This is a genomic window from Saccharopolyspora aridisoli (assembly GCF_004348445.1).
Lineage (GTDB): Bacteria > Actinomycetota > Actinomycetes > Mycobacteriales > Pseudonocardiaceae > Saccharopolyspora > Saccharopolyspora aridisoli.
The window spans coordinates 33854-52109 of record NZ_SMKV01000022.1; the positions used below are offsets into that span (position 1 = coordinate 33854).

Genomic DNA, 18256 nt, shown 5'->3' on the forward strand with positions numbered 1-18256 from the left:
ATCGCGGCGTGAGCGCGGAAGTCGAAGGACGCCTCTCGGCAGGGCAGCGGCGGGCGTTGATAGAGCGGCTGGTGACCGAGCAGGGCGCGGTCCAGGTCGAGGAGCTGGCCGCGTCGCTGGCGGTCACGCCTTCGACGATCCGGCGCGACCTGCAACTGCTGACCGACCAGGGCAAGCTCGCCCGCACCTACGGCGGTGCCATGCCGGCGACCAGCGCGGAACCCTCGTTGGGGCAGCGCACGGCGCTGGCCTCGGCGGAGAAGGGCCGCATCGCCGCGTGGGCGGCCGACCAGGTCTCCATCGGTGACACGCTGATCCTCGACGCAGGCACCACGACCGGGAAGCTGGCGTGCCGGCTGCGCGATCGCGCAGGCCTGACGGTGATCACCAACAGCGTGATGGCGCTGACCGAGCTGGTCGACGCCGACCCGGTGCAGGTGGTGTCGCTGGCCGGCGAGCTGCGGCACATCAGCCAGGGCTTCGTCGGCCCGCTGGCGGAGCTGACGTTGTCCCGGGTGACCGCCGACAAGGCGTTCCTGGGGGCCGACGGCCTCGATTCCCGTCATGGCATCTGCGAGGCGAGTCTGCTGCAGACCCGCCTCAAGGAGCAGATGATCGCCCAGTCCCGCGAGGTCTTCATCCTCGCCGACAGCAGCAAGCTCGGTGCCAAGCCCTTCAACGCCTGGGCGCCGCTCCCGGCGACGTGGACGCTGGTCACCGACACCAACGCGGACGAGACCGACCTGGCTCCGTTCCGCTGCCTCAGCGGGGTCACCATCATCACCGTCTGACCTCCCGGGATTCACGACGTCGCGACGGTGGTGCGCAGGGGCGGTTCCGGTCCGAACCGACCATGATCGATGTTTGTCATGCCCGGTCGGTGGGACCAGAACTGCTCGCTGCCCGGGCTCTCGGCCACAGTGGACTTCGCGGTCGCGTTCCCGGTGCTACCGTTCGCGCGGCTAACGATCGTCGCGGTGTGGAGGTGGCGCGGTGAACCCGCGGGTCGCGCTGTACATCGGAGGGCTCCTCGGACCCTTCGGCGCCGGCATCGTCGCCGCGATGCTGCCGGAGCTCAGCGCCGACTTCGCCGTGACACCGAGCGTGGCCGCGACCACCACCACCTCCTACCTGTTGCCCTTCGCCCTGGTCATGCTCGTGTCCGGCAACCTCGGCGAGAGGTGGGGGAGCAGCCGCACCATCCGGGTCGCCTACATCGGATACGCCGTGGTCGCGGCGCTGGGGGCCATCGCACCGTGGTTCTGGTTGTTCCAGCTCACCCGCGCGCTGCAGGGCGTGGCCAACGCCTTCACCACACCGCTGCTGCTCTCCAAGATCGCCGCTGGGGCACCCCAGGAACGGCTCGGCCGGGCGATGGGCACCTACGGCGCGATGCAGGCCATCGGCCAGACCACCGCACCGCTGGTCGGCGGGCTCGCCGCGGAGAGCGCATGGCAGCTCGCCTTCGTCGGCGTCGCCGTCGTCGCCGCACTGCTCGCCGTGAGCCCGCTGCCACCCGACTCCGAGCCCGCGGCCACGCGCGCCCCTTCGGCGCTGCGCGACGCCTGGACGCCCGTGGTGATGCTCAGCGGCGGAATCGCAGGCGTCGCCTGGATGTGCTCGGCCGGACTGCCGTTCCTGGTCTCCTTCCGACTCGACGACGCCTTCACCCTCAGCCCTGGCGCACGCGGCCTGGCGCTGACCGCCTACGGCATCGCCGGCGTGCTCGGTGCCCGGCTGACCGGCAGCGCCGTCGACCGCTTCGGCGTGCGAGCCATGCTGATCACCGGGATCCTGGCCGCCGCGATCGCCGTCGCCGCGATCGGCCTGGTCGACTCGCTGCCCGTGGTCGTGCTGGCCTGGGCAGCAGCCGGGGTGTGCGGACAGCTGATCCTGGTCGCCGTGCACTCCACCGTGCTCGGCGGGAGCGGCGGTGGCGGAGCCATCTCGGTGGTCACCGCATGGCGCTTCCTCGGGATGTCGGCCGCACCCGCGGTGTTCACCGGGCTGTACTACCGCGACCCAGCGCTGGGATTCGGCGTCGCGGGTCTGCTGCTGGCACTGATGATTCCCGTTGTTTCCACTTGGTGGCCGCGGACGCCCCGCGCCGCTGACTGACTCATCGCAGCTCGCTGCGGGTTTCGGGCATCGGAGCGTCCACTCCACGCCATCTCGTCACCAGATTTGTGTCACCCAATGGTGATCGTTTCTGTGTCACGCTTCCCGCGACTCGACCACGGGGAGAGGGAGACATGGAGATCACCCGCTGGAAGCCCTTAACGCTGTTGTGCGGAGCGGTTCTGGTGGCCGTGCCCACCGCCGCCGTCGCAGTGGCCTCGCCCGCCCAGCCCGCCGCCGAGGACTACTACCAGGACGCCATCGGCAAGACCGGGCCCGAGCTGGAAGCCGCGCTGCACGGCATCATCAGCAACGGCGTCACCACCCTGAACTACGACGACGTGTGGGAAGCCCTCAAGGTCACCGACGAGGACCCCACCAACACCAGCAACGTCGTCCTGCTCTACACCGGCCGCTCGCAGCCCGAGGACACCAACGGCGGCGACGCCGACCAGTGGAACCGCGAGCACGTCTGGGCCAAGTCCCACGGTGACTTCGACACCGTGCCCGGACCGGGCACCGACGTCCACCACCTGCGGCCCACCGACGTCACCGTCAACTCCGACCGAGGCAGCAAGGACTTCGACATGGGCGGCTCCGAGTCCGCCGAAGCCCCCGGCAACTTCACCGACGACGACTCGTGGGAGCCCCGCGACGCCGTGAAGGGCGACGTCGCCCGGATGATCTTCTACATGTCCGTGCGCTACGAGGGCACCGACGGCTTCGCCGACCTCGAGGTCAACGACCAGGTCGGCAACGGCAGCGCCCCCAACATCGGCAAGCTCTCGGTCCTCAAGCAGTGGAACGAGCAGGACCCGCCGGACGCCTTCGAGCAGCGCCGCAACGAGGTCATCTTCACCGACATCCAGCACAACAGGAACCCGTTCGTGGACCACCCGGAATGGGTCGAAGAGATCTGGTGATTCCCTTCCATTCTCGGTGATCGGCTCGCGCCACTCGTTGTTTCGAGGTCAGCTCGGGAGGACTCCGTCTTGGACGAGGCCTCGGTGGATGGCTTCGCTGACGGCCTGGAGTGAGGACAGGGGCCGGATCATCACCGTGAAGGTGGTGATCCGGTCGTGCGCGTCGAGGTGGATGAGGTCGATGCCCTCGACCTGCTTGCCTTCGACGACCGTGCGAAAGTGCAGGACGTGGGCCCGGGTGTTCTCGCCGTCAGGCCCCTGCCCCTCGCCGGGGAAGTCGCCGACGTAGCGGAAGTCCTCGAAAGTCCGCTGCAGCACCCGGAAGAGCGCGCGCACGGTGTCGATGCCCTCGAACGGCGTGAACTTCACCGGGCTGAATAAGCGGATGTCGTCGGTGAACTCCTCGACCGCTGCGTCGAAGTCGCCCGCTTCGACGGCTGCGCGAAAGCGTTCTGCGGCGTTCATGTCCCTCGATCCTGGTCGTCGTCGAGTGCTCGGATCGTCTCCTCGCACCACTCCAGCAGCGCCTGCTCGGTGCGAATCCCGCCGCTGAGCACCAAGTGCTGGTGCAAGGCCTGGCCGGACAGCTTCGCGATGTCGGGGAAGTCGCGCCGCTCGATCTCGCGGTAGATCGCGATCCGCGCGGCGTGCTGGTCGCGCTGCCGCGCCATCTCCTCCCGCACCCGCGCGACGTCGCCGAACGACGCGCCGCGCAGCTTGACCGTCAGGTCGTTGCGCGTGGAAGCAGGTTCGGCGATCCAGCGCGCGAGCTCGTCGGCGCCGGTCTCGCTGACCCGGTAGACCTTCTTGTCCGGTCGCTTCTGCTGGGCGACCTCGTCGCAGTCGACCCAGCCGAGCTCGACCATGCGCTTGAGACTGCGGTAGATCTGCTGGTGACTCGCCGCCCAGAAGTACCCGATCGACTTGTCGAACCGCCGCGCCAGCTCGTAGCCCGAGCCCGCGCGCTCCCGCAGCGACACCAGGATCGCGTACTCCAGAGACAACGGCAGCCTCCCTCTCAGCCGGCGACGAGCTTCCCGAGCCGGTCGTGGATGAGCTCGCCCGCCTCGGTCACGATGCGGGCGACCAGATCCCCGACGGTTGGAACGTCGTTGATCAGTCCCTGGACCATACCGACGCTCCAGATGCCCAGTTCGGTGTCGCCCTGCTCGTAGACCTGACGGCCCCGGGCACCGGCGACCAGCTCGCGGACGTCCTCGAAAGCGCCGCCGTCGTCGAGCTTGGCGACGACCGCGCGGCTGACCGAGTTGCTGGCCACCCGCGCGGTGTTGCGCAACGGGCGGAAGATCAGCTCGGTGTCGCGCTCGCCCGCCTCGGTGATGCGCTTCTTGACGTCGTCGTGGATCGGCGACTCCTGGGTGCACATGAAGCGGGTGCCCATGTTCACCCCGTCGGCGCCGAGCGTCAGCGCGGCGACCAGGCCGCGGGCGTCGGCGATGCCGCCGGAGGCGATGATCGGGATGGTGAGCACGTCGGCGGCCCGGGGGATGAGCACCAGACCTGGGATGTCGTCCTCGCCCGGGTGTCCGGCGCACTCGAAGCCATCGATGCTCACGCCGTCCACGCCCAGCTGCTGGGCCTTGAGCGCGTGTCGCACGCTCGTGCACTTGTGCAGCACCTTCACCCCGGCGGGCTTGAACGCCGCGACCTGCTCGGCCGGGTTTGACCCGGCGGTCTCCACGACCGTGACGCCGGATTCGATGATCGCCTGCCGGTACTCCGCGTAGGGCGGCGGCGTGATCGCCGGCAGAATAGTCAGGTTGACGCCGAAGGGCTTGTCGGTGAGGTCGCGGCAGCGCGCGATCTCCTTGACCAGATCTTCCGGCGAGGGCTGGGTCAGCGCGGTGATCATGCCCAGGGCGCCGGCGTTGGCGACCGCCGCCACGAGCTCGGCGCGGCCGACCCATTGCATGCCGCCTTGCACGATGGGGTGCTCGACGCCGAACTCCTCGGTGAACCTGGTCCGCAGCACGATGCTCACTGCCCTTCTGAAGTCAGAACACTTCGGCGAAGCTCGACGGTACTATGCACCGAGTTGCAATGCAACGGGTTGCATAGGCGCGATCGAGCGAACTCGGCGGAGGTCGCTCGCCGGACGGTGCGACCCTCCGCGGGCTAGAAGTTCACGTAACCGCCGTCGACGGTGAGCTCGTCGGCGGTGTGGTACGCGCTGGCAGGGCTGGCCAGGTACACCGCCAGCGAACCGAAGTCGCCCGGCTCGCCCCAGCGGCCGGCCGGAACCCTCGGTAGCACCTTGCGGTGGAAGGCGTCCGAGTCGAGCATCGGATCGGCCAGCGGGGTGCTCACCCAACCCGGCAGCACCGCGTTCGCGCGAATGCCGTGGCGGGCCAGCTCGATCGCGATCGACTTGATCATCGACACCAGAGCGCCCTTGCTCGCCGCGTAGGCCTGCCCGCGCGGCTGGCCCTGCCGGGCAGCCAGGCTGGAGGTTCCCACCAGGCTGCCGCCCTCGCCCTGCGCCAGCATCTGCCGCGCCGCCGCCCGCAACGTCAGGAACGCCCCGTCCAGGTCCACCCGCGTGACCCGCCGGAACTCGCTGAGCTCGGTGTCGACGAAACGACTGCCCACCCCGCCGATCCCGGCGTTGGCGAAGCAGGAGTCCAGCCGCCCGAAGGTCTCCACCGTCCGCGCCATCGCCTGCGCGACCTGCTCCTCGTCGCCGACGTCGCACCGCACGGCGAGCACCTTCCCACCGTGCCCTTCGAGCTCACGCACCGCGGCCTCGTTGCGCTCGGCGTTGGTGCCCCAGACGCACACCGAAGCCCCGGCCGCCGCCAGCGCGTCGGCCATCGCCAGGCCGATTCCGGAGTTGCCGCCGGTGACCAGCGAAACGTGCCCGGTCAGGTCGAACGGGTTGGGCTTCTCGCTCACGGGGTGCCGCCTCCCTGCGGGGTGTGGGACTGCTCGCGGTACTGGCTGCGCAGCGTCGTCTTGAGGACCTTGCCGCTGGGGTTGCGTGGCAGCTGCTCGACCACGCGGATCTGCTTGGGCCGCTTGTAACCCGCCAAGCGCGCGCGGCACCAGCTCTCGATGTCCTCGTCGGTCGGCGGATCGGCGGGATCGCGCGGAGCGATCACCGCCAGCGGGGACTCGCCCCATCGCGGGTCCGGGACACCGATCAGCGCCACCTCACCGACCTTGGGGTGTCCCGAGAGCGCTTCCTCGACCTCGGCGCAGTAGATGTTCTCGCCACCGGAGATGATCATGTCCTTCTTGCGGTCCACCACGTAGATGTAGCCGTCGGCGTCCTGGCGCACCAGGTCACCGGAGTGGAACCAGCCACCGCGGAAGGCCTCCGCGGTCTCCTCCGGCTTGTTCCAGTAGCCGCTCATCACCGTCGGTCCCTTGTAGACGATCTCGCCGACCTCGCCGGGTGAGACGTCGTTCATCTCGTCGTCGACGATGCGCACCTCGACGTTGAGCAGCGGCGTTCCCACCGAACCGATCTTGCGCAGCGCGTCCTCGGCCCGCAGCGCCGTCGTCACCGGGCTGCACTCGGTCTGCCCGAACACGGTGCTCAGCTCCGCCTGCGGGAACGTCGCCATGATCTGCCGCAGCAGCGTCGTCGACGCCGGTGCCGCCCCCCAGCTGATCCGCCGCAGCGCTGAGAGGTCGTACTCGGCGATGTCGGGCAGCGAGCAGATCGCCTGCCACTGGGCGGGCACGAAGAAGCAGCCTGAGATCCGCTCCCGCGCCAGCATCTCCACCGTCTCGCGGGGGTCGAACCGACCGGAGGACGACAGCACGATCCGGCCACCGCGCAGCAGCGGCCCCATCAGGCCCGACACCCCGGCGATGTGGAACAGCGGCACACCGACCAGGTACACCCTGTCGTCCTCGGAAACCCCGTTGTGGATGAGCAGGCTGCAGGTGTGCATCAGCAGGTTGTAGTGGGACAGCACCGCGCCCTTGGGACGTCCGGTCGTGCCGGAGGTGTACATGATGAAGGCGGGGGAGTGCAGGTCCACGTCGAGCTCGTCGTGCTCGGGCGAGGCCGCGGCCAACGCCTGCTCGAAGTCCACCGACTCCGCACCGGCGTCGCCGTCGCCGATGACCAGCGCGAACCGCGCCTCCGGAACTCGCTGGCGGGCCTCGGCCACGGTCTCGGAGAGGAACGAGTCGGTGATCACCGCGCTCGCGCCGCTGTCGGTGAGGGCGTAGGCGATCTCGTCGGCCACCAGCCGGAAGTTGACCGGCACGCAGATCGCCCCGATGCGCGAACCGGCCACGAACGCCTCGATGCTCTCCAGGTGGTTGAGCGTCGCGACCGCGAACCGGTCGCCCGCGCCCAGCCCGCGGTCGTGCAGGGCGTTGGCCAGCCGCGTGACCCGCTCGTCGAACTCGGCGTAGCTGCGGGAGATCTCGCCGTGCCGCAGCGCGATCTCGTCGGGGATCTTGCGGGCGTGGCGCGCGAGCTGGTCGCTGAGCGTCATGCCCTGGCCGGGATGTGCGGACATCGTCACCTCGCCGTTGAGGGGATGGGCCAACTCATCGTGCGGGCGCGGCTGGAAGTGGTCAAGGCGATGGCTGGACGTTTTGTCCACACCGGCGTAATGAACTTCACGCCGTGCGAAGGGGTTTCGGCAGCTCCTCCTGTTCCAGGCCTGCTCTCCGGCGTGCGAGGCTGATCGCGGAGCAAGTGGTCGAGCCAATGTCGCGGCGAGGTGTCAACGAAGCGTGACCGAGAGGGAGAAGCCCTTCGAGCTGAGAACCGTTGCCCTCGCGGCATTCGGCCCCACCCTGCTCTTCGCCACCGGCGAGGGCGCGATCCTGCCGGTGCTCCCGCTGGTCGCCGCCGACCAGGGCGCCGGACTCGCCGCGCTCGGCCTGATCGCGGCCATGATCATGGTCGGTGAGCTCATCGGGGACCTGCCCAGCGGCGCTCTCGTGCACCGGCTCGGCGAACGCCCCGCGATGATCCTCGCTTCGCTGGTGTCGATCGCCGGACTGCTCGGCTGCTACTCCTCCACCAACCCGTGGCTGCTCGGCGCCAGCGTCTTCCTCGTCGGGCTGGCCACCGCGGTGTTCGCGCTGGCCAGGCACGCGTTCATCACCACCAGCGTCCCGCTGCGCTACCGGGCCCGGGCGCTGAGCGTGCTCGGCGGGCTGTTCCGCGCCGGCTACTTCATCGGCCCCTTCGTGACCTCGCTGGTGCTGGCGATCAGCCCCGAGAAGCGGTCGGTGTTCCTCATCCACGTCGGCTTCGCCGTCGCCACGCTCGTGCTCCTGCTGTTCACCGGCGATCTCACCCCCGCCGACGACCCCGGCAGGCGCGAAGCCCACCACGGCCTGCTGCCCACCATGGTCCGACACCGCGGCGTGCTGCTGCGGATGGGTTCCTGCGCCGCGCTGCTCGGCGGACTGCGAGCCTCCCGCAACGTGGTGCTGCCGCTGGTCGCCGTCGCGGCGGGACTACCGCCGTCGACCACGGTCCTGGTCATCGGCATCGCGGGCGGTGTCGACTTCGCGCTGTCCTACTCCTCCGGGCAGATCATGGACCGCTGGGGACGCCTGTGGGCGGCGGTGCCGTCGATGACCGGTCTGGCCATCGGGCACACGCTGCTGTTCGTGGTCATCGACGTGCCCACCTTCGCGGCGGTGGCGGTCCTGCTCGCACTGGCCAACGGCACCAGCAGCGGCATCCTGATGACCCTCGGCGCCGACCTCGCCCCGCACCCCGCGCCGGCCCCGTTCCTCGGCGCCTGGCGCTTGACCGGCGACTTCGGCCAGGCCGTCGGACCGCTGGTCATCTCCGGGCTCACCGCGCTGGCCGGCGTCGGGTTCGCCGGTGCCGGCATGGGAGTCCTGGGATTGCTCGGCTCGGGCCTGCTGCTGCGGTACACGCCGCGCTACGTGCCGCGGCAGCCCGCGCTGGGCCTGGAGGGTGATCGTTAGCTGGGACACATGACCCAGGTGGTGGAGTGATCGCTGGACAGCCTGATGATCGAATCATTCGAACACCTCGCCGAGAAGGGAAGTCCGGTGTCGGCCAACGAGAAACCTGTCTGGATGTCGGTCGCGGCAGCGGTGCTGCTGGGCGCGATGTGGCTCGTCTTCGAGTCCGGGCTGCTCGATCCGAAGGTCAGCGCGGCGACCGGTCCCGCGAGCGACCAGCTCGCGGAGCTCACGGTCGCTCCGGCCGGCTCGATGACCGGGTACTCGCGGGAGAGGTTCAAGCACTGGATCCCGCAACCGGACGCCGGGAAGAACTGCAACACGCGCGAAGCGGTGCTGGCACGCGACGGCGAGAGCGTCAAGGCCAATGCGGCTTGCGAGGTCACCTCGGGTTCGTGGACGAGCCTCTACACCGGGGAGAAGGTCGCGCAAGCCAGGGGCGTGGACATCGACCACATGGTTCCGCTGGCCAACGCCTGGCGCAGCGGTGCCAACGAGTGGGACGACGCCAAGCGCCAGCAGTTCGCCAACGACATGAGCCTGCCGCAGCTGGTCGCGGTGGATTCCAGCTCCAACCGCAGCAAGGGCGACCAAGACCCCTCGACCTGGAAGCCCACCGCCCGGGGCCAGTGGTGCGTCTACGCCACGGACTGGATCACGGTGAAGAAGAGCTACGGCCTCACCGTCACCGACGCCGAGAAGAAGGCGCTGACGGAGATGCTCGCCACCTGCAAGTGAGTCGCGCGGGTGGGGGGTTGAGCTGATCTCCCCCCACCCGCTGCGCTCAGCCGCCCAGGGCCTGCTTCGCGCCCGGGTGCAGCGGCACCGGGTCGCTCGCGGTCGCCTGGTCGCGGTTGATCTGCTTCGCGGAGGGGTGCACGGCTTCCAGGTCCGCCTTCCGGTCGAACAGCAGCTTGGTCACCGCGCAGGCGTTGTTGGGCGCGAAGTCGTCCCGCACCACCAGCAGGTTCGGCACCTCGACCGTGGGCACGTCCGCCGGCAGGCCGTAGGTCGCCGCCGGGATGGTGCCTTGCTCGTAGACCGGGCTGATCTTGTTCAGCTCCGGCAGCAGGGGCGTGATGTCGATGAACTTCACCGCACCGCCCAGCGTCGTGGTCAGATCGGTGATCTCCGGCGTTGGCAGACCGCCCGACCAGAACAGCCCGTCGATCGTGCCCGACTTCATCCCGTCCACCGACTTGCCCAGCGCCAGCCGCTGCGCCTGGACGTCGGCGTCCGGGTTCAGGCCCGCGGACTCCAGCAAGCGGTTCGCGATCACCTCGGTGCCCGACTTCGGCGACCCCGTCGAGATCCGCTTCCCGCGCATGTCCGCGACGCTGTTGATGCCCGAATCCGCCTTGACCACGACGTGCGTGGAGTTCGGGTAGATCCTGCTCAGCGCCTGGATCGACTGCTGCTGGCCGTCGAAGGCGCCCTTGCCCGCCACCGCGTCGGCTGCGGTGTCGGCCAGGGTGAAGGCGATGTCGTAGTCCCCGGCCACCAGTTGCTGGATGTTCTGCACCGAGGCACCGGTTTCGGCGGCCGTGGCGCGCAGCTTGGTGTTCTGACTGATCACCTGCGCCAGGCCACCGCCGAGCACGTAGTACACGCCGCCGGTGTTGCCGGTGGCGATGGTCAGCCGGCCGTCACCGGCCTCGCAGGACGCCGCCTGCCCGGCGGGTGCTTCCTGGACCTGCTTGCCGCCGCAGCCGGTGAGCACCAGCGCCGCCGCGGCCGCGGTCGCCAGCAATGCCTCAATCCGCATCGAGCTCCTCCTTGAACTTCGCCTTGCGGCGCAACACCAGCTGGGCGAGCAGGCCCAGCACGCAGAAGCCGAGCCCCGCGGCGACCACCGGGGGTTCGAGGTAGAGAAGGCACAGCGCGCCCGGCGCGAACAGCACCCGCACCAGGGCGGGCACCGGGCCGAACAACCAGCCGCCGGTGACCACGCTTAACGCGCCCACCGCCACGACCGACACCGCCAGCACCCAGAGCACGGTCACCGCATCGGCCTGCAGCAGCAGCGCCGCGCCGTTGTCGGTGAGGACGAACGCGATCGGCACCAGGAACGCCGGCAGCGTGTACTTCCAGGCCTGCATCATCGTGCTGATCACCCGGCCGCCGGTGATCGCGGCGGCGGCCACCGCCGCCAGCGCCGTCGGTGGCGTGACCTCGGACAGCACCGCGTAGTAGAAGATGAACATCGCCCGCTCGGCGTCGGCCACCCCGAGGTCGCCGAGCGCCGGGCCGATGACCACCCAGGCGATGATGAACGACGCCGTCACCGGCACCGCCAGGCCCAGCACGCCGACGGCCAGCGCCGAGAACACCACCGTGAGCACCAGGACCACCGTCGGGTCGGACGAGATCGCGTTGGCCGCCTGCACCAGCGCGTCGGCGAGCTCCTGGCCGAGGCCGGTCTTGGTGATCGTCGAGGTGATGATGCCGGCGGCCGCGCACACCGCCACCACCGGCAGCGCCCCGCGCACCCCGAGCGACAGCGCGTCGACCATCGTCCGCGCCCAGTCCAGCACCGCCCGACCGGGACCGCCGGTGGCGCTCACCAGTTTCGAGACCAGGGCGAACAGCGCCGCGACCCCGGTGGCGTAGACGACGGCGGCGAACGGCGGGATGTTCATCGCCAGGAACACCACGATGATCACCAGCGACAGGAAGTGGTACCCGCCGCGCAGCAGGATCCGCCACGCGCTGCCGTGCCCGGTGTCCACTGCCTCGGCGCCGAAGCGGCGCGCGTCGGCCTCCACCGAGAACACGATGCCGAGGTAGTACAGCAGCGTGGGCACGCACGCCCAGATCAGCACCGTCAGGTAGGAGGTCTGCAGGTACTCGGCGATGATGAACGCCGCCGCGCCCAGCGTCGGAGGCGACAGGATCGCCCCGATCCCTGAGGCCGCGAGCAGACCACCGGCGTTCTCCTGCGGGTACCCGGCGCGGCGCAGGATCGGCCAGGTGATCGATCCCAGGCTCACCGCGGTCGCCGTGCCCGAACCGGACACGGTGCCGAGCAGGAAACCCGACAGCACCGCGGTGCGGCCGGGAGCGGTGCGCGAACGCTTGAACGCCGCGAAGGAGAAGTCCACGAAGAACTGCCCGGCGCCGGATGCCGACAGCACCGCACCGTAGAGGGTGAACAGCACGATGTAGCTGGCGGCGACGTCGAGGGGAGTGCCGTAGAAGCCGCTGGCGTCGTTGTAGAGCGCGTTGACGATTTGGCTGAAGTCCACTCCGGCGTGCGCGATCCCCCAGTGCTGCGGGAGGAAACCGCCGTAGTAGGCGAAACCGACGAAGGCAACGCAGATCACCGGGAGGATCCAGCCGGTGGTGCGCCGGGTCGCCTCCAGCACCAGGAGGAGCAGCAGCGATCCCGCGAGGATGTCCAGACCGGACAGGTTGCCCTGCCGGTCGAGGAACGCGTCGAAACCGCCCGAGCTGAACGGCAGCACCGGGTAGAAGCCGACCAGCAGTGCCAGCGCGGACAGGACCCAGTCGTACCAGCCGGGATCGTCGCGTCCGCCGGAACCGCGCCTGCCGCCGGGGCGGTAGGACAGGAACACCAGCGGCAGCGTGCATCCGAGGAAGATGACCAGGTAGAACTGGTTGCCCTTGGTCAGCGGGAAGAACACCTGCCGGAGCACCAGCAGCGCGACCGCTAGGGCCGCCACGTAGACCAGAAGTTCCGGTCTGCGGGAGAGCCGGCGGGCCGGTTTCTCCTCGTCGTGGGTCGCGGCGATCTCGCCGGGATCGGTGGTGTCTTCGGGGATTTCCTCGCGATCAGGCCGCGTCGCCCGGCTCATGCTTCGCCCTTTCGGCCCGTTTCCTCCGGCGGGATGTAACCGAGGTCACTTCCCAGGGCAACAGGATGCGCGGGCGAACGGGGGATGTCCATAGATCTCTCGGCGAGGGCCCCGCTGCTTCGGCTGCGGGGTGGACCGGCTGCGGTTTGCGACCTTCGGTCGAAACCTGCGCTGGACCGCGCCTCCCCTCCTTGAGCAGTTCTGCCTACGTCGTCCGCACATCGAGGGCGTGTCCGCTGCTGAGGAGTTCCGCGGTTTCCGTCGGCGCGTACGGCTTGGTGCTGCACGTGGTGTGGTGCCCGAAGGCACCGCCGCTGGGTCCTCGGTGGGTGGGTCGCGGAACGCTGGTGTGGGGTGTGACGTTGGTGTCGGCTGGTGAGGCATGAGGATGGGGACGGGTCTTTCGGCGGCACGGCACAAGGTGCGACCAACTCGTCCGCCGACCAGGGAGACCGATGCCCGCTGCCGCGAACCATGCTTGCGCTCGTTCCCAGCACGCGTGGCGGTGGTTTTCGTCTCGCAGGGCAGGGTTTCGGTGTGGGCCACCTCCTGTGATCATGCAGTGGGTGTGCAGGTGACATCAGCGGCATGACCGCCGCGGCGCAACCCGAACCAGGTCTGCATCGGCCTTCCTGCCCAACGGGGCGGCGGGTCCGTATTGAGCGGGTCGATCCTCGACGCGGGTTGGTGGCAGTCCCTCGTGAGGCGGACAAGGCTGGAAGCGCTGGTCGCCGTGTGCTCCGAGTGGACGCCCGCAACACCTCGCGCACGTGCGCCCAGTGCGGGCACGTCACTGAGAACCGGCTCGAACAAGCCGAGTTCGGTCTCCAACGCTGCGGGCGCACAACGGCAGACGTCGAGGCGGCGAGGAACATCAACCAGGGCGGTCCGGGCTGGTCCTCCCCGACCCTGCTTGAGCAGCACCGGAGGAAACCGCGGGTGCGCGCACGTGGGGCGTCGCAGATCGACTCGCCGGGTTCGGTTGCGCTTGGCAACCGCGGTGCGCCTCCTATGCTGGGTCGCATGGCGAAGTACTTCGACGTTCATCCGGACAACCCGCAGCCGCGCTCGATCGGGCAGGTGGTGGACATCCTCCGGGGCAACGGGTTGATCGCCTACCCGACGGACTCCTGCTTCGCCCTCGGCGCCCAGCTGGGCAACAAGGACGGCATGGACCGGATCCGCTCGATCCGCCACCTCGACGACAAGCACCACTTCACGCTGGTGTGCCAGAACTTCGCGCAGCTCGGCCAGTTCGTGATCATCAACAACGCGGTGTTCCGGGCGATCAAGGCGTCCACTCCTGGCAGCTACACCTTCATCCTCCCCGCCACGAAGGAAGTCCCGCGCCGACTGCTGCACCCCAAGAAGAAGACCGTCGGCGTGCGCATCCCCGACCACGTCGCCGCCCAGGCCCTGCTGGCCGAGCTGGGTGAGCCGATGCTGTCGAGCACCCTGCTGATGCCGGGGGAGGAGGAGCCGATGACGCAAGGCTGGCAGATCAAGGACGAGCTGGACCACGTCCTGGACGCGGTCATCGACTCCGGTGACTGCGGTGTCGAGCCCACCACGGTCGTCGACTTCTCCTCCGACGAGCCCGAGGTGGTGCGAGTAGGTGCGGGAGATCCATCGCGGTTCGAGTGATCGAGGACCGCTCAAGGGACCGCGCTGCTCGGTGGTGCGGTCGGCGGAATCCGGAGGGGTAGCTCCCGCTTTCACCTCCGCGCGGCGAGCGGGAGCCGGATCCCCTTGGCCTCCAAGCGCGGTAGCACCTCGGCGACGAAGTCCTCGAGTTCGCTGACGTAGTCCAGGAACGCCAGCGTCATGCCCGAGAGGCCGGCCTGGGCGTAGCGCTCGATCTCGTCGGCGACCTCCTGCGGGGTTCCGATCAGCGGGCAGGTCCCGTGTCCGGCGGCGAAGCGGGTGCGCAGGGTGTCCATGATGTCGTTGGCGAAGGACTGGGCGTACATGCCCTGCAGCCGCATCAGCTCCTCGACCGCGTCCCAGTCGGCGTTCTCCTCGGCGTAGTACCGCAGGAACTCCTCGGCTTCGGCACGGGTCTTGCGGCAGACCACGAAAGCCGGCGCCATCACCCCGACGTCGCGGCCGTGGTGGTCGCGCGCGTCCCGCCGCAGCTCGCTGACCACTTCGGAGCCGTGGTCCGGGTCGCTGAGCGCGGTGAAGACGAAATCGGCGTTGCGCGCGGCGAACGCGCGACCCTGAGGGCTGGATCCCGCGTTGATCAGCGGCAGGGTGCCGTTGACCGGTTTGGGAGTGGCTCCGACTCCCTTGAGGTCGAAGAACCTGCCGGACAGGTCGAACCGACCCTCGCGGGTCCACAAGGCTCGAACGTGGTCCCACCACTCCTGGGCGAAGGCGTAGCGGTCGTCGTGGGATTCGGGCAGTTCCAGGCCCATCGCCTGGTATTCGGGCTGGTTCCAACCGGCGACAACGTTGAGCCCGGCGCGGCCTCCACCGACGTGGTCGAGCGTGGCGAGCTGCTTGGCGCTGACCACCGGGTGGTTGAAGGCGGTGTGGACGGTGGCGAACACGGTGATCCGCCGGGTGGCGGCGAGCAGGCCCGCGGCCCAGGGGATGGGTTCCAGAACGCTCTCGTGGAAGCCGGATCTGCCCGGATAGCCGATGAATCGGGCGATGGGCAGGATGAAGTCGATTCCGGAGTCGTCGGCGAGGCGGGCGAGCCGGAGGTTGTCGGCCCAGCTCGCACCCCACCTGTCGGCGACGTTGGTGATGGCGAGACCGCCGGAGCAGTTGGGGGAGAAGAGGCCGAGCTTGAAGTCCCGGCCGGTGAGCAACGTGCTGGACATGGTTCTCCTCATTCGATTGTGAATGGATTTCACCTCGAACGGGATCGCCGGGACAAGATCCTCTTCTTCCCGTAACAGCGTTCCAGCACGCCTTCGGGCTACCGAGGCAAATGTGACGCCGGTCACCGCACGGCCGGGGGATAGAGGCAGACGTGTCCACGAGGGACCGTGTAGTGTTCGTGGCGGTCGTATTTTTCTGGGGTCGTGTTCGCGCACACTCGCAGGATGGTGATGCGAGCGTGCTGCTTTCTGGTTGTAGCTGGACAAGTCGCCGTTCGATCTGCGGCCCAGGCCGTCACGCAGTGTGACGGTCTGAAGTAGTACCGGCTCCCAGAAGGAGAGAGCAAGCATGGCACAGGGAACCGTGAAGTGGTTCAACTCGGAAAAGGGCTTCGGCTTCATCGCCCCGGACGACGGTGGCCCGGACGTTTTCGTCCACTACTCGGCCATCGACGCCCGCGGCTTCCGCAGCCTCGATGAGGACCAGAAGGTGAGCTACGAGGTCAGCCAGGGCCCGAAGGGCCCGCAGGCGGCCGACGTCCGCGTCATCTGAGCACGGCGTCTCACGTAATACCGGAACGAACTGCCGTCTGAGGTAGGCCGTTCCACTTCAAAGAGCCGGTCACACGGCCCGCAGACAAGAAGCCCCGCACTTCGGAAACGAGTGCGGGGCTTCTTGCGGTTCGACCCGGTTGGCCTCAACTGCGGGAGCGCACCCGGTGCAGGGTCGCGGAGACGTGCGGGGTCATCGGCTCGCCGACCATCTCCCGGCTCTCGGCGTAGTCGAGGACGTCCCCGCGCAGCGCGTAGGAGCGTTGCGCGGCCCGCACTTCCTTGGCGGTGGCCGTCGCCAGCACGGTCTCCGTCTCCAGCGTCCAGCGCCCCGGTCGGGCGCTGCCGTAGAAGGCTTCGAGCAGACCGGTGGCGTGCGTCAAGAGCAGTTCCAGGCGTCCCTCGGCGCCGGGGCGCCACCAGCCGGTCTCCCAGGCGGCCGGGCGCAGGACCTGACCCTCGGCGTCGAGCAGCCACGCCTGCGCCTGGTGGCGCAGGAAGGGGCGTCCGTCGTGGGAGATCGTCACCTGCTGGCCGAAGCGGAACGGGCCGTCGATGGTCGGGTAGTCCACCTCGCCCTCGCCGCGCCACACGCCGACCAGCTCCCGCAGCGGTGCGCACGCGTCGTGCAGCGGCGGTCCGCTGCCCGGCTCGGTGGTGTCGGTGGGGATCGGCAAGCGGGTGAAGTCGTCGGGAGTGCTCACCCCGGCAGCCTAGGAGCCGGTCCGAGCGGTGTTCGCACCGACACGTCGGGTGATCCGCATCCGGGAGATCCGCAGTGGTGACGTCGCTCGTGGTAGGTGATCGTCCTTGTCGTCACGGGCGGCGTTGTGCTTGTCTTCGGGTGTGTACCGGATCTACTGCTTCGAGAAGCTCGCGGTGACCGTGGAAGGCGTCGACTTCGCCGACCCGGCGCTCGCCGATGAACCCGACGTGCGCGAACGGGGTGTTCGCCTCGAACTGCGCGGCCTGTCGGAGTCCGCCGAGGCCGGCTCGATCTACTCCTCCAGGGCGGCGTGGCTCAGTCGTGGCATCTGCCGCTTCGACCTGCTGGAATCGCGGCCGCACGCGGCCGACCGGATGCACTGGCACCCGGAGATGTCCGACGGTGAACCCGGCGAGCGCGTCTTCGACGCCGAGCTGTCCGCCGACCCCATCGCCTGGATGTCGCGCGCCCTGCGCGACGTCGGCCCGCTGCTGCGCCGCGCGGGGCTCGATCCCGCCGCGCACGCCGACGACGTGATCGCGATGGCCGAGTCCGCCGGCGAGATCACCGACGTGGTCGCGAAGATCCTCGCCGAAGCCCGCAAACCGTGGCCCGAAGTGGCTCGTGACGAACGCGGATTGGCGCAGTTCACCATGTGACCGGCCGTTGCATCGCGCATTTCCGGTTCTGAGCGGAAGGTCAATTCCGAGCGCTTTTCGCGATGCTTTCCCGAGAGGGTGACATCACTCAACCGGTTGCGAAATGTCCGCATGAGAGGCACGGCTTCGGCCGGGTGGCGGTCTGGTCCCGAGACCGGATCTCGCGCATGCGGGCAGCTCACCGAGGTCCTTCGCCGCACGCCCCATCGGGCACCGACTACTTCGTTCGCGGGTCGACGAGATGACCGACCGTGATCGAATGCTTGCGAGGGGTGGCGTGGTTGGTCGTTTAACTGCCGGTTATCGTTCGTGCAACGGCGCTGCCACCCGACGGGTTGAGCATTTCCCCATGAGAAGCAGGTAGTCGGGTCCAGTGGATCAGGCGCCGCCGAGAAGAGGAAACCTCCCATGGTGCGTGCTGTCGGAACGTTGGCTGTCCTCGGTGCCGGAGTCATCGGGTTCTGGGTCGGATACTTGTTCGACGCCCGGCGCAACCCGGTGACCGGCGACGTGGAACCGGCCCTCGCGGCCTGATCCACCGCTCGTTCCGGTGGCCGGTCCGCTCGTCGGTCCTCGGCGGGAGCCGGGTGACGAGGATGCGCCCTCGATGCTCGCCTGACCACGCAGGCTCCCTGTTCTTCACCCGCCAGGGGTAAGGCGACCGCCGTCACCGTTTAAGCTCTGCGAGGAGCAGTCCTGCGAGGTTAGGTGGCGAGCG

General features: G+C 69.1%; 17 protein-coding genes and 2 pseudogenes. 10 read left to right on the plus strand and 9 right to left on the minus strand.

Translation table 11 applies throughout. From position 1 onward, the window contains the following. Window positions 1-8 precede the first annotated feature (8 nt). The 3 genes from E1161_RS17755 to E1161_RS17765 all read left to right on the plus strand — a co-directional run bounded on the left by E1161_RS17755 (window position 9) and on the right by E1161_RS17765 (window position 3041). Window positions 9-791 carry a DeoR/GlpR family DNA-binding transcription regulator gene (locus tag E1161_RS17755; RefSeq protein WP_235875110.1) on the plus strand — a complete coding sequence of 261 codons (783 nt, stop codon included), beginning with the start codon at window positions 9-11 and terminating at the stop codon, window positions 789-791. Between the two features lie 202 nt (window positions 792-993). Further along, on the plus strand, window positions 994-2118 hold the full coding sequence (locus E1161_RS17760; RefSeq protein WP_132624673.1) for an MFS transporter: 1125 nt from the start codon (window positions 994-996) through the stop codon (window positions 2116-2118). Between the two features lie 134 nt (window positions 2119-2252). Continuing rightward, window positions 2253-3041 carry an endonuclease I family protein gene (locus E1161_RS17765; protein ID WP_132624675.1) on the plus strand — a complete coding sequence of 263 codons (789 nt, stop codon included), beginning with the start codon at window positions 2253-2255 and terminating at the stop codon, window positions 3039-3041. A gap of 48 nt (window positions 3042-3089) precedes the next feature. On the opposite strand, the gene E1161_RS17770 is transcribed toward E1161_RS17765, so the two are convergent. From E1161_RS17770 to E1161_RS17790, 5 genes and pseudogenes are all read right to left on the minus strand, one after another. Then, the gene (locus E1161_RS17770) at window positions 3090-3506 is read right to left on the minus strand and encodes a nuclear transport factor 2 family protein (RefSeq protein WP_132624677.1); all 417 of its coding nucleotides are present in this window, start codon (window positions 3504-3506) and stop codon (window positions 3090-3092) included. Further along, a complete protein-coding gene (locus E1161_RS17775; protein ID WP_132624679.1) occupies window positions 3503-4045 on the minus strand; it encodes a PadR family transcriptional regulator in 543 nt (180 codons plus the stop codon). Before E1161_RS17775 ends, E1161_RS17770 begins: the two co-directional genes overlap by 4 nt. Before the next feature lie 14 nt (window positions 4046-4059). Continuing rightward, window positions 4060-5058: pseudogene (locus E1161_RS17780) on the minus strand (NAD(P)H-dependent flavin oxidoreductase); the annotation flags it as partial. Between the two features lie 119 nt (window positions 5059-5177). Further along, window positions 5178-5954, minus strand: coding sequence for an SDR family NAD(P)-dependent oxidoreductase (locus E1161_RS17785; RefSeq protein ID WP_235875111.1), 777 nt, complete (start codon window positions 5952-5954; stop codon window positions 5178-5180). Next, on the minus strand, window positions 5951-7540 hold the full coding sequence (locus E1161_RS17790; protein WP_235875112.1) for a long-chain-fatty-acid--CoA ligase: 1590 nt from the start codon (window positions 7538-7540) through the stop codon (window positions 5951-5953). Before E1161_RS17790 ends, E1161_RS17785 begins: the two co-directional genes overlap by 4 nt. Window positions 7541-7760: 220 nt before the next feature. Between E1161_RS17790 and E1161_RS17795 the strand changes: the two genes are divergently transcribed. Both E1161_RS17795 and E1161_RS28145 read left to right on the plus strand, forming a co-directional pair. Then, window positions 7761-8978: an MFS transporter gene (locus E1161_RS17795; protein WP_132624681.1), complete on the plus strand. Its 1218-nt coding sequence runs from the start codon at window positions 7761-7763 to the stop codon at window positions 8976-8978. 45 nt (window positions 8979-9023) lie between these two features. Next, window positions 9024-9716, plus strand: coding sequence for an HNH endonuclease family protein (locus tag E1161_RS28145; RefSeq protein WP_235875113.1), 693 nt, complete (start codon window positions 9024-9026; stop codon window positions 9714-9716). A gap of 46 nt (window positions 9717-9762) precedes the next feature. On the opposite strand, the gene E1161_RS17805 is transcribed toward E1161_RS28145, so the two are convergent. Continuing rightward, on the minus strand, window positions 9763-10743 hold the full coding sequence (locus E1161_RS17805) for a TAXI family TRAP transporter solute-binding subunit (RefSeq protein WP_132624683.1): 981 nt from the start codon (window positions 10741-10743) through the stop codon (window positions 9763-9765). Then, complete coding sequence (locus E1161_RS17810; RefSeq protein WP_132624685.1) at window positions 10733-12793, minus strand: TRAP transporter permease; 2061 nt, start codon at window positions 12791-12793, stop codon at window positions 10733-10735. The genes E1161_RS17805 and E1161_RS17810 overlap by 11 nt, the downstream gene beginning before the upstream one ends. A 588-nt stretch (window positions 12794-13381) precedes the next feature. Here E1161_RS17810 and E1161_RS28715 point away from each other — a divergent pair. Both E1161_RS28715 and E1161_RS17815 read left to right on the plus strand, forming a co-directional pair. Beyond that, window positions 13382-13609: pseudogene (locus E1161_RS28715) on the plus strand (zinc ribbon domain-containing protein); the annotation flags it as partial. A 207-nt stretch (window positions 13610-13816) separates the two neighbouring features. Continuing rightward, a complete protein-coding gene (locus E1161_RS17815; RefSeq protein ID WP_235875114.1) occupies window positions 13817-14437 on the plus strand; it encodes an L-threonylcarbamoyladenylate synthase in 621 nt (206 codons plus the stop codon). A gap of 71 nt (window positions 14438-14508) precedes the next feature. Here E1161_RS17815 and E1161_RS17820 read toward each other — a convergent pair whose 3' ends face one another. Continuing rightward, entirely contained in the window at window positions 14509-15621 is a 1113-nt protein-coding gene (locus tag E1161_RS17820; protein WP_132624689.1) for an LLM class flavin-dependent oxidoreductase, read from the minus strand. Between the two features lie 349 nt (window positions 15622-15970). On the opposite strand from E1161_RS17820, the gene E1161_RS17825 reads away from it, so the two are divergent. Continuing rightward, window positions 15971-16174 (plus strand): cold-shock protein, encoded by a 204-nt coding sequence (locus tag E1161_RS17825; RefSeq protein WP_125088080.1) that lies wholly within the window; start codon window positions 15971-15973, stop codon window positions 16172-16174. Window positions 16175-16319: 145 nt separating this feature from the next. Here E1161_RS17825 and E1161_RS17830 read toward each other — a convergent pair whose 3' ends face one another. Next, window positions 16320-16877: an FABP family protein gene (locus tag E1161_RS17830; protein ID WP_132624691.1), complete on the minus strand. Its 558-nt coding sequence runs from the start codon at window positions 16875-16877 to the stop codon at window positions 16320-16322. 106 nt (window positions 16878-16983) lie between these two features. Between E1161_RS17830 and E1161_RS17835 the strand changes: the two genes are divergently transcribed. Together E1161_RS17835 and E1161_RS28415 are read left to right on the plus strand one after the other, a co-directional pair. Then, window positions 16984-17538, plus strand: coding sequence for a hypothetical protein (locus E1161_RS17835; RefSeq protein ID WP_132624693.1), 555 nt, complete (start codon window positions 16984-16986; stop codon window positions 17536-17538). Window positions 17539-17946: 408 nt separating this feature from the next. Continuing rightward, the gene (locus E1161_RS28415; protein ID WP_268951405.1) at window positions 17947-18072 is read left to right on the plus strand and encodes a hypothetical protein; all 126 of its coding nucleotides are present in this window, start codon (window positions 17947-17949) and stop codon (window positions 18070-18072) included. The last annotated feature ends 184 nt before the right edge of the window (window positions 18073-18256 follow it).